This window comes from Marinomonas transparens, from assembly GCF_016463975.1.
Lineage (GTDB): Bacteria > Pseudomonadota > Gammaproteobacteria > Pseudomonadales > Marinomonadaceae > Marinomonas > Marinomonas transparens.
The window spans coordinates 56,950-67,840 of sequence record NZ_JAEMNX010000019.1 but is presented as its reverse complement, the minus strand read 5'-3'; the positions used below and the strand labels follow the sequence as shown (position 1 = coordinate 67,840).

General features: G+C 43.1%; 7 protein-coding genes. All 7 read left to right on the top strand.

The window, feature by feature from the left end:
• The first annotated feature begins 89 nt into the window (after nt 1-89).
• The 7 genes from I8J31_RS14810 (at nt 90) to zapE (ending at nt 10,867) form a co-directional block, all read left to right on the top strand.
• Nucleotides 90-755, top strand: coding sequence for a glutathione S-transferase family protein (locus I8J31_RS14810; RefSeq protein WP_199469355.1), 666 nt, complete (start codon nt 90-92; stop codon nt 753-755).
• A gap of 16 nt (nt 756-771) precedes the next feature.
• Nucleotides 772-1,392, top strand: a complete 621-nt coding sequence (locus tag I8J31_RS14805) for a sigma-70 family RNA polymerase sigma factor (RefSeq protein ID WP_233402809.1) — start codon at nt 772-774, stop codon at nt 1,390-1,392.
• 11 nt (nt 1,393-1,403) lie between these two features.
• Nucleotides 1,404-2,396, top strand: coding sequence for a DUF4880 domain-containing protein (locus tag I8J31_RS14800; protein ID WP_199469354.1), 993 nt, complete (start codon nt 1,404-1,406; stop codon nt 2,394-2,396).
• Between the two features lie 242 nt (nt 2,397-2,638).
• Nucleotides 2,639-5,383, top strand: a complete 2,745-nt coding sequence (locus I8J31_RS14795; RefSeq protein WP_199469353.1) for a TonB-dependent receptor — start codon at nt 2,639-2,641, stop codon at nt 5,381-5,383.
• An 80-nt stretch (nt 5,384-5,463) separates the two neighbouring features.
• On the top strand, nt 5,464-8,307 hold the full coding sequence (locus I8J31_RS14790) for a M16 family metallopeptidase (RefSeq protein ID WP_199469352.1): 2,844 nt from the start codon (nt 5,464-5,466) through the stop codon (nt 8,305-8,307).
• A 138-nt stretch (nt 8,308-8,445) separates the two neighbouring features.
• Nucleotides 8,446-9,660 carry an MFS transporter gene (locus I8J31_RS14785; RefSeq protein WP_199469351.1) on the top strand — a complete coding sequence of 405 codons (1,215 nt, stop codon included), beginning with the start codon at nt 8,446-8,448 and terminating at the stop codon, nt 9,658-9,660.
• 64 nt (nt 9,661-9,724) lie between these two features.
• Nucleotides 9,725-10,867 (top strand): cell division protein ZapE, encoded by a 1,143-nt coding sequence (zapE, locus tag I8J31_RS14780; protein ID WP_199469350.1) that lies wholly within the window; start codon nt 9,725-9,727, stop codon nt 10,865-10,867.
• Nucleotides 10,868-10,891 lie beyond the last annotated feature (24 nt).

Genomic DNA, 10,891 nt, shown 5'->3' with positions numbered 1-10,891 from the left:
TATTACTTTTTGTTTCCTGGCTTATGGTATAAAGCATTAAGATGCTTTTCCGCTTACATTATATCCAAACCAGACAGTAAGGAGACAATATGATTACCGTACATCATTTAGAAAATTCTCGGTCTCAGCGTGTTTTATGGTTATTAGAAGAGCTTGGGTTGGATTATGAGATTGTCGAGTATAAGCGTGACCCTGAAACGGTGGCGGCTCCAGAATCTATGAAAAAGGTTCATCCATTAGGAAAATCGCCAGTGATTACGGATGGTGATTTAACTATTGCTGAATCGGGCGCCATTATTGAATATCTTTTAGATCAATATGATACAGAAAAAAGGTTAAGACCAAGCGAGGGTCAAGACTTACTAGATTATCGTTACTGGTTGCATTTTTCTGAAGGTTCTTTGATGCCGTTATTAGTGATGAAGCTAGTGATGATGAAGGTGCCAAAGAACCCAATGCCTTTCTTTATTAAACCGATTGCTAAAGCCTTAACCGATAAGGTTCAAGAAAGATTTATCATGCCGCGCATCAAGCCCCAGCTGAGTTTTATTGAAAAAACACTTGGTGAACATACTTGGTTTGTAAGTGATGCGTTAACTGCAGCCGATATTCAAATGAGTTTTCCACTGCAAGCATCTAGTACACGTCTGGACTTGTCAGATTTTCCTAATATTGCACGTTTTATTAGGCAGGTTGAAGCGCAGCCTGCTTATCAAAAAGCCATCGCCAAAGGCGGTGCCTTCACTACTTTATGAGGGTCCTTGTAAGCTAATGAATATTACGTCGTATGTTATTAGCTTATTTGTTGATATTGATTATCATTTGAGTTATTTTGTCCGTTCTTCAAACTCTATAGATGATACGGGGTATTTTCGACCGATGAATCCTGAACGGCGAGTAACGCAGGAAGTTGGTGATTTATATGTGGAGCATCACCAATGGTTAACAGGATGGATTCGTAGAAAGTTAGGTTGTGATGAGTTAGCGGCAGACTTGACTCAAGATACATTTGTTCGCTTACTCAAGAAGCCAAGCTCGGTTTTTAAGATAGGAGAGGCAAGGGCTTTTCTCAGCACGATTGCTAAAGGTTTGTACATTGACCATTGGCGTAGAAAGCAAGTTGAGCAAGCTTGGCTGGAGTCTTTGGCCCATAGGGAAGAAGAATATGTTCCCTCTGCTGAACATTCTGCTTCAATGATAGAGCTACTTTGTGAATTAGACGAGATGATCGCTAAGCTTCCCAAAAAAGTAGCGAATACCCTTATTTTGTCGCAAGTACACGGTTTAACGTACCGAGATATTGCCGAACGTTTGTCGGTGTCTGAACGCATGGTTAAACGCTATATGGCACAGGCTATGTTGCAATGCGTTTTACTGCAATCTGATCAATAGACTTTTATTTTATGGCATCCTCTAAACCCTCGCATTTTATTCATTTAGAAACGGCTTCAGAGTGGTTTGCTGTTTTATCTGATGAGTCGGCCTCAGCGGCTGAGCGTGAAGCTTGGCGACAATGGCTTGAAGCCGATGCGGAGCATCGTAAAGCATGGCAGCAGGTTGAATCCGTGGGGGCGATGTTTTCTGCTTTTCAGGGACAAAATGTGCATCGATCCGCAGCGCACGTTTTATCAAGTAGTCAGACTAGAGAAGTCAGTCGTCGTCAATTGATGAAAGGGGTGATGGGCATGGCTGGAATAGCGTCTTTAGGCTGGTTGGGATGGCAGCAAACACCGCTTCCATCCATGGTGACGGCTTGGTCTGCTGATTTCCATACCATGACTGGTGAAGTCAGCCAGTTTGAGTTAGATGATGGTTCTAAAGTGTGGCTCAATACCAATAGCGCAATGAACCGTACTTACACCTCGACTCTTCGGCAGCTTTCTTTACTCGAAGGCGAGGCTTTTTTGGCCGTCAATGGCGAGTCTGATTCCCGCCTCTTTAGCATTGCTTGTGAGCAGGCGATATTGACATCCACAGGGTTAAATTCTCGCTTTTGCGTGCGGCATCTTGCAAATCAACAGGCGATTTTGGCCGTTTATGAGGGCGCGATATCACTTGCTCCGTTAGCATCTCATCAAGTGATTGAGGTTCGAGCGGGAGAGCAGGTGGTTTTTAACGACACCTTGGTGGATAAGATAACCTCGGTTTCGGCGATTCATGAATCTTGGACAAGAGGCCTATTGGTCGTAGATGACATGACACTATCCGATTTTGTGGCCGAAGTCGGGCGCTATCGTCATGGCTACATTAACCTTGACCCTAGCATTGCTTCGCTACGGGTAATTGGCACTTATCCAGCACAGGATGCAAGCCTAGTATTCGACATGCTGGAAAATGCTTTTCCTATTCGAATTAAGCGCCTTTTACCTTGGTGGACGAGCATCTCTGCGGCTTAATTAGAGACCTTTGCACGACTACTGTGCGCTCCAATACATTGTTAAAAATAGACTCAAAGTGCTCATTTATAACCCATAAACTCCGCCTTTTCGTCTATTTTTGCCTCGTCTTGGCTTTGCTCGCGACTTCGTGCAAAGGTCTCAATTAGAATTAAAAAATAAAAAAGTATTTTTTTATGTCCCTTTTTCTACCCCTCACTCGGTAATAGTAGTAAGAACCATTATTATTACGGAATCTTCTTATGTCATCTAATGCTTCAATACGGCTTATTAAACGTCGTAGTACCTTAACGTTACTGGCGGCGAGCATCGCTTTTGCCGGCGGCTTAACGACCCCTATCGTCTATGCAGAGTCGGCCGCTGTGACTAGCCATTATTATAAAATTCCAGCCGGTTCCTTGGCGCAAGCCGTGAATTCTTTTGCTGCCATGTCGGGGATGTTTTTAGGTGGTAGTGGAGAGTTACTTTCTGGTAAACGCACACTTGGCTTTGAAGGCGAGTATTCCACCGCGCAAGCATTGGACTTACTCCTTGCTGGCACAGGCTTGTCTTATAAAAAAGGCGATGGTAATAGCATTGTCTTGATTGACGCTAATATTGTCACCAAAAGTGAAGATGGTATTACCATGTCGCCTTTATTGGTAAGAGCTGATAGAGAAATCACAACGTTAGGAAAAAATGTCATAAGTGCGAGCGAAATTGAAAGCATGGCAGGTGATACATCAAACCTAACGGATCTGTTAAAAGGGAATGGTTCTGTGCGTTATAGCCGTTCTGCCAGCTCTTCTGCCAATAGCGCTAGTATGCGTCCAGATGAAGTATCTATTAATGGTCAATCACATTATCAAAATTCATTTATTATCGACGGAATGTCGGCCAATAATGATTTAAACCCTGGTGATTCTGAGGACACTTATTCTAATCCAATTTCGCCTACGAATTTAAGCATGCTCTCAGGCAGTTCATCTCAAAGTTATTATGTTGACCCCGAAGCACTGGGTTCTGTGACTGTCTATGACTCCAACATACCGGTTGAATTTGGTGGTTTTCTTGGGGGGGTCATTGAATCCGAGTTAAAGCGTTATGACGGTGAAGACTATTTATCCTTTAAGTATGGTATTTCGAGAGATGAATGGGACCAGATGCATGTGGATGACTCCTTGGTAGAGGAGATGAATGATGGTGACTCTATTGAGGGAGAGTACACACCAAACTTTCTTAAGCAAAGGTATACAATAACGGGCGCTCAGGGTATTACTGACAAGCTTGGTATGACCTTTACGGCTTCACGAGGTAGATCAAATTTTGATCAAAGCTATGTGAAGAATATTGGTAGTAGCATCTATGGCAAGCAGGGTAAAGCTTATGACGATACTATTGATAATATGAATGCGCGTTTTGATTACGACGCAAACCAAGACCTTCATCTTACTGTTTCGATGCTTTACGCTAATCGTTATCATGATGGAATTACTAATGCATCTTACGATTCTTCCTTTGTTAAACTTCATCAAGCAGCAGGAATTGTGGCTAAGTCAACGTATAAGGCGCCATTGGGCACCTTGATAGCGAAACTTTCCTATGACCAAGCAAAAGACGCGTTAGATTCTGATGACTCTACCTATACTTATCATTATGTCGATTATTATAATGGTAATTGGCCCTATTCAGGCGGTTATGGTGATATAAATCAGCAGCAGAACCGTTCAGAATTTAAGTTGGATTGGGTGCAAAATGCCTTTAATGTCGGCGATTATCGACATGTTTTGCACACTGGTATTGAGTTAGGTTATAAAAAGCAATTTTACCAAGTTGATGGCGACATTGTGAATGAAAACTATCAATGTATTAACAGCGGGTGCGCTGATAACAACAGCGATGGGGTGATTGATTACGGTGATGAATATCTGAGAGTTTACAGTATTATCGAGGCTAATAAATTTGAAAAAGAAAGCCATTCTGTCGCTGCATACCTTGAAGATACAATAAGTATAGGTAATTGGGCCTATAATTTTGGGGCTCGAGTTGATTACGGCTCCACCTTAGAAAATACTGATTTATCACCTCGAACCTCTATGATGTGGGATGTTTTTGGTGATCAAGGTACCCAAGCAATTGCTGGAACGAGTCGATATTATGGACGTGATTTTTTCCGTTATGAAGTGAACAGTACTTTGCGTTCATGGCGTTCTATGTACCGCTATAATACGGATAGTACTCTGAATCGAGAAACCACTTATACCGATAATTCTTTTTACGATTATGATCTAGACACGCCTTATTCTGATGAGTTGTCATTTATCGTCAAGCAAAGGCTGGGAGTAATGGATGCAACTCTTAAATACGTCAATCGTGAAACCCGCGATCAGGTTTCTCGTGATAAGACCGAGGACGGATTGGATTACTACTCTAATGACGGTCGTAGCTCAACCGATACGGTTTCATTAAAACTAGAAACACGTGAACCTATTACTTTAGGGTCTACGCTGACACATTTAGAGTTTATGGTCAGCCATCAAAAGAGCGAATCGAACTCTCTTAGCGATGTTGCTTATGAAGATGAAGTAAGTTCTGATGAAATTTATTATAAAGGTGATGTCATTTATGAGTCTCAACTGCCTCGTTGGGATTTTAATATTCCTTTTAGTGTGTTCTTTAGTACGGAAACTCAAATTCCAAGCTGGAACCTGGTTTGGGACAACGCGATTAATGTTGATTCAGGTGGCAAAATTGCCCAAGATACTCAAGAAAACTATACTGATTTAACGGGTACCTATGATGTATACGAGGACTTGGATTTTGATACTCTGATTACCCTAGATACGGCAGTTACATGGACACCTTCGTTGTTTAAAGATATCGATGGCTATATAAAAATATCAGTAGATAACGTATTTGATGATTATATTGATAAATCCACTAGTTCGGGAACGTTTTCATACACCCTTGGGCGTTCATTTAGCTTAGACGTCGGTATGCGTTTCTAACAAGCGATTTTCTTACTCCCTTTTCTATCTTGTATGCAGGTGTTCGCTAGAGCGCCTGCATTTTTATTTAGTGATTCCTTATGATTGTATTTACGTATTTTTATCGCAACTGGTTTAATTCTATTGGCCTAGTCTGTGTGTTTTTGTTTTCTTTGTCAGCGCAAGCTGATAGTGGTGTACTAGGTTGGGATAAACGCATTGTTCATGGCACCTTGGATAATGGCTTTCGTTATTATCTTTTTGATTCACGACAAGAAAAAGACGCCCCTAAAGGATTAACTCTGGCGAATTTGGTGGTGCTTTCAGGTGCTATTGATGAAGAAGAAAATCAATTGGGGGTCGCGCACATGGTGGAGCATATGGTGTTCCATGAAAGTGCGGGGTTGCCGAATGGGGTGCGCAAAGCCTTTACCGATATGGGCTTTAAGCAGGGTCGTGATTTCAATGCTATGACGAACAGCGAAAACACACGCTATATGGTGAATCTGAGAGATACCACGCCAGATCGTTTAACTAGCATACTGGATATTTATCAGCAGATTGCATTTCATGCTCAGATCAAAGCTGCCTCTTTAGACAAAGAGCGTTTAATCATTCAGGAAGAATGGCGTGGTAAGTTAAGCCATCGCTCGCGCATTAATGAAAATAAAAAAGCTCTGCTACGGGTCGGTTCCTTGTACCCAGAACGTCCTGTGATTGGCACTCAAGCGTCTATACAACAGACACCAGCGGAACAGTTACAAATCTTTTATAACGATTGGTACGCGCCAAATAACATGGCGTTAGTTATGTTTGCCCCCGTGGATACAAACGCATTAGAAGCGCAAATTAAAGCTATTTTTGGCGCTGAGCCCTCTCGAACTTTACCAAAACGACACCCCAAAGACCCTATCCTAGATGAATCGTTAAAAATAGGTCAATTGAAGGATGCGGGCAGTAAAATAAACCGAGTGGCGTTGTTATATCGTTTTCCAAGTGAAACCACCAATACCGATGAGGGAAGGCGCGGTGGTTTGATAGGTTACATGGCGCGAAGTCTGTTAACGCAACAAATTCGTCGCCAGCGGGAGGTCTTGCCTAAGCATGTTCGTGCGTTATCAAGTACCAAAGGAACGGTGTCTCCTAATGTTGCCATTTTAGGTTTTTCGGTGAATGTGGATGAAGGTTTTCATGCTTTAGGGTTAGAGTCGCTTATCCAAGAGCTGGTACGTATTGAAACGCATGGTTTTTTACAGCAAGATTTTGATCAAATTTATAAAGAGGTTGAAGATAAAGCAGAGAGCAATAAAGCTGCTGCGAAAAGTAGAGGAACTATCTGGTCCTTGAAGATGGTGGAGGCGGTTACCTCAGACAAAATATTGTATGACCCAGAGCAAAGCAATGATCGAGTGTTGCGGGTGCTAAAAACGATTACCTTAGAAGATGTTAATGCTCGCCTGCGCAAGTGGTTAGCGGCGAAAGATCGGATTTTATATAGTCAAGCAGTGGCAGGAAAAGAGATAGAGGTTGGCTCGATTAGCGCCATTGAATCTATTTTTGACGAGATGCGAGCGGATGATTTAGCGCCATTGGAGACAGCGCCGCAAGTGGCTGAAAAAACTTTGCCCTCTGTTGATAAAAACGGTTCTGTGGCGCTTTTATCAAGGCAGGCAACATTAGGTTTATCCCGTTGGTCGTTGTCAAATGGTGATAAGTTAACCTTGCTTGATCCTAGGGTATTAGCTGAACGTTATGGCATTGATAGGGTTGAGGGCGATGCAAAGAGCCATTTCACAGCGATTTCGGCCGCAGGCTATCATGTGCAGCTTGGCTCGACATGGGCGGAGCAGATCGCCTTGCAAATGTCTGAAGCCACAGGGGTTTATGGCTGGACAGATGATGAGTTCCAGAAATGGCGGCGTACTAATGGCGTGTTTTTATCTGCTAAGCAAAAGGCGCAAAGCCTTGCTTATCGAGGTGTGATTGATGATGGCGCACTAGAGAAACTGTTGGGGGTTTATTGGGTTAATCAGGTGATGCCGAAAATTGACACTGATGTTTACGATAGCGTTATGGCAAGCTTAAAAAGAGGCGCTCAGGTTACCGCGGTTCGTCCGAGCGAGGTGTTCTATAAGCGCTTAGCCAAAACGCGTTTTGGTGATACTAGTATGACACCAACCATGCCGATATTGACGTCATTATCCCTTGCAAAACTTGAGAAAACTCGACAGAAACAAGTGGGCTTACCAGTTCACTATTTTGTGGTGTCTCGTTTACCTGAGGCGGAAATAATAGATTTATCCTCTACTTATCTTGCGAGCATTCCACGAACGTTGGTAAATCAAAGTGAAGCCAATGGCGTTACTCCCTTCCTACAGCTTGCTGGTGAATCTACTCTCGACTTAGCTCTGAATAATGAACCGAAAGCGGAATATCGATTGTATGCGTATCAATCTATGCCTTGGTCGCCCATTGCTGCGCTTCAATTGACGTATTTGGGAGAGCGGTTGGAAGCGCAATTGAAGCAGCGTCTTCGTGGTGAAGTACAGGGGGTCTATAGTGTCAGAGTGGGGTTGGAACACAACAAGGACACAGGTCGTGCTGAGTTAACAATTCAATATTCGAGCTCTCCTACTCGATTAGGCGATTTGGCCGCGATGACCAAGAGGGCGTTATCCGAATTATCTAATATGGTGACCGAAGATTGGGCCAATGAAGTTCATGATGCCTTTGTGGATGTCGAGCAAACCCGTTTAAAAAATGCCTTTGATGCCACCTTGGCGCACCGTCTCGTATTGAGTGAAACGCTTTATGGTGACGCAAGATATTTAAATGAAATGGGCGAGCTGGCTTCTGGGTTAACGCAGGAAAAGTTACAAGCACTGGTTAAAACGCTGACTTTCAAAGATAGAGTTGTAGGGCTTTACCGGCCTTTGGTTCCTTAGTTTAGCTACCTTTTAGCTTATTAAAACGCCTTTGAAGTGTTTTCTTGGGCGTTTTTTTATGCCTAAGTCTTACTCGACTTATCAACACGTCATGAATAATATAAAACAATATCTCTTGTTGTTTCTAGGAAAACCTTCATGTCACGTCCGGTGAAATTACTCAGTCTTTCAGTTGTTCTTATTTGTCTATTATTGGCGTTGAATTTTGGTCTACGTTCTTCGATGGGCTTTTTCATGGTACCTATTTCACAGGAGTTCGGTTATCAGCGTGAAGTATTTGCCTTTGCTATAGCATTACAGAACTTATGTTGGGGGTTGTTTCAGCCGATTGCTGGTGCATTTTCTGATCGCTATGGAACGCTGAAAACACTTTTGATTGGCGCGGCATTATATGCACTTGGTTTGTACGTAACTGCTACAGCTGATGGGGCGTTGGGTCTCAATATGGGGGCGGGTGTCTTGATGGGGATGGGCATTGCGGGAACTGGCTTCGGTGTGGTACTGCCTGCTATGGCGCGTATGGTCACACCGGAAAGGCGCTCTCTCGCGTTAGGTTTAGGCAGCGCGGCTGGGTCGGCTGGACAGTTACTGGTTATTCCTGTCGCTCAAAGTTTTATTGCGGCCTATGGTTGGAGTGATGCACTCATATTAATGGCATTGTGTGCCTTGATGATGGTGTTATTGGCGGGGCCTTTTCGTCAAGAGAAAGGTGGAAATAGCACTGTCGTACAGGAAGTGGCTCAGACAATGGGGGAAGCGTTACGGGAAGCGAAAGGGCACTCACATTATTGGTTTTTGGTAATAGGCTTTTTTGTCTGCGGTTTTCAGTTGGCTTTTGTTACCGTTCATATGCCGTCGTTTTTGTCTGATCAGGGCTTTTCAGCGGATGTTGCGGTGGTCAGTTTAGTGTTGATTGGACTGTTTAATATTCTTGGCTGTTTGTTGTCGGGCTCTTGGGCTGGAACCTATTCGAAGAAGAAGTTGCTGGCGGTGATTTATGCCTTGAGAGCGTTGGTCATTGCCGCGTTTATGATCTTTCCAATGACGACTTGGTCTGTGTACATTTTTTCAATAGCGACGGGATTATTGTGGTTGGCAACTGTACCTCCGACCTCTGGTTTAGTCGCGCAAATGTTTGGTCTGCGTTATATGGGGCTATTATATGGCATTGTGTTTTTAGGCCATCAACTGGGGTCTTTTAGTGGCGTTTGGTTAGGTGGATATTTATATGATGTAACTGGCTCTTACGATGTTGTTTGGTGGGCAGCGTGCATAATTGCTTGGCTTACGGCGCTGATTCATTTTGTAATCGATGAGCGTCCTGTCGCGCGTCTTCGTGCTGAGACTGTTTAAATTCCTTGCCTTGGCTTTAAAGCACTTCAAATTGGCTTTTTATAAATAGGTAGCTGTTTTCGTTATGCCATCACCTTTGCAACTTTATCAAACTCGATTAAACGAACACCTTGTGACCTATGATGAGTATCAGCAATCTGCTTTGCTTGAGTTGGAGCGTATTTATGATCAGCTTATAAAAAGGGGAGAGAGAAGAAAGGCTAGGGGTCAAGTCAAAGGCTTGTATATGTGGGGGGATGTAGGCCGAGGGAAAACTTTTTTGATGGACTTGTTTCACGAGAGTTTACCAAAAGAGCTGAGTTTGAGGCTTCACTTCCATCATTTTATGTCGCGCTTGCACCAGGAATTGAATCTGGCATTTGGGCTGAAAAATCCATTAAAAGCCATTGCGAAACGCTTAGCATCAGAATGTCAGGTGTTATGTTTTGATGAGTTTTTTGTTGCAGATATAGCAGATGCTATGTTGTTAGGTGGTTTGACCGAAGCCTTATTTGAGGAAGGGGTGGTTTTGGTGGCAACCTCTAATATTGCGATTGAGAATCTCTTTCAAGACCAGTTAGAAAAAGTGCGTTTTCAGCCTTCGATTGCTTTGCTACAGAATCGTCTGGTTAGTATTCATCTTAGTGGTGAAGCAGACCATAGGCTTCGTCATGCGGGGTTTAGTACAATTTATTTTGTGCAAGATGAGCGGGATATGGCGATGCTATTTGATCAATATTCAAAAGGTGCTGTGTCTCAACAGGCTTTGTCTGTGTGTCATCGTTCTATCAATGTGATTCAGTCATCAGGTAATCTGGCGTGGTTTGATTTTTATGATTTGTGCGATGGGCCGAGGTCAGCGTTGGATTATATCGAGCTAGCACAACACTACCCTTATATTATGGTGACGGGAATTCCGGAACTGAGTAGTGAGCCATTTGAGCAGATTAAAGCACGAGGTACGGAAGATGGTGCTATAGGTTCTGGTCAGACTGGTGAACGCATGGTTTCGCTTAGTATTAATGATGATTCGGTACGACGTTTTATTAGCTTAGTAGATGAATGTTATGACCATCAGGTCGTGCTTTTATTGAATGCCGATGTGCCCTTGGGTACTTTGTATTTGAACGGGGCGTTACTGTTTGAATTTCGTCGTACCTACAGTCGCCTAATTGAAATGAAGTCGCATTATTATCAGGCACTGCGTTCTAAAGAGCCTTCTAAATAATTGATTTGAATCCATCTATTCTTT

Bases quoted from the DNA above. Each gene is read 5' to 3' on its own strand.
- I8J31_RS14810 (WP_199469355.1), top strand. From the start codon at position 90: ATGATTACCGTACATCATTTAGAAAATTCTCGGTCTCAGCGTGTTTTA.
- I8J31_RS14805 (WP_233402809.1), top strand. From the start codon at position 772: ATGAATATTACGTCGTATGTTATTAGCTTATTTGTTGATATTGATTAT.
- I8J31_RS14800 (WP_199469354.1), top strand. From the start codon at position 1,404: ATGGCATCCTCTAAACCCTCGCATTTTATTCATTTAGAAACGGCTTCA.
- I8J31_RS14795 (WP_199469353.1), top strand. From the start codon at position 2,639: ATGTCATCTAATGCTTCAATACGGCTTATTAAACGTCGTAGTACCTTA.
- I8J31_RS14790 (WP_199469352.1), top strand. From the start codon at position 5,464: ATGATTGTATTTACGTATTTTTATCGCAACTGGTTTAATTCTATTGGC.
- I8J31_RS14785 (WP_199469351.1), top strand. From the start codon at position 8,446: ATGTCACGTCCGGTGAAATTACTCAGTCTTTCAGTTGTTCTTATTTGT.
- zapE (WP_199469350.1), top strand. From the start codon at position 9,725: ATGCCATCACCTTTGCAACTTTATCAAACTCGATTAAACGAACACCTT.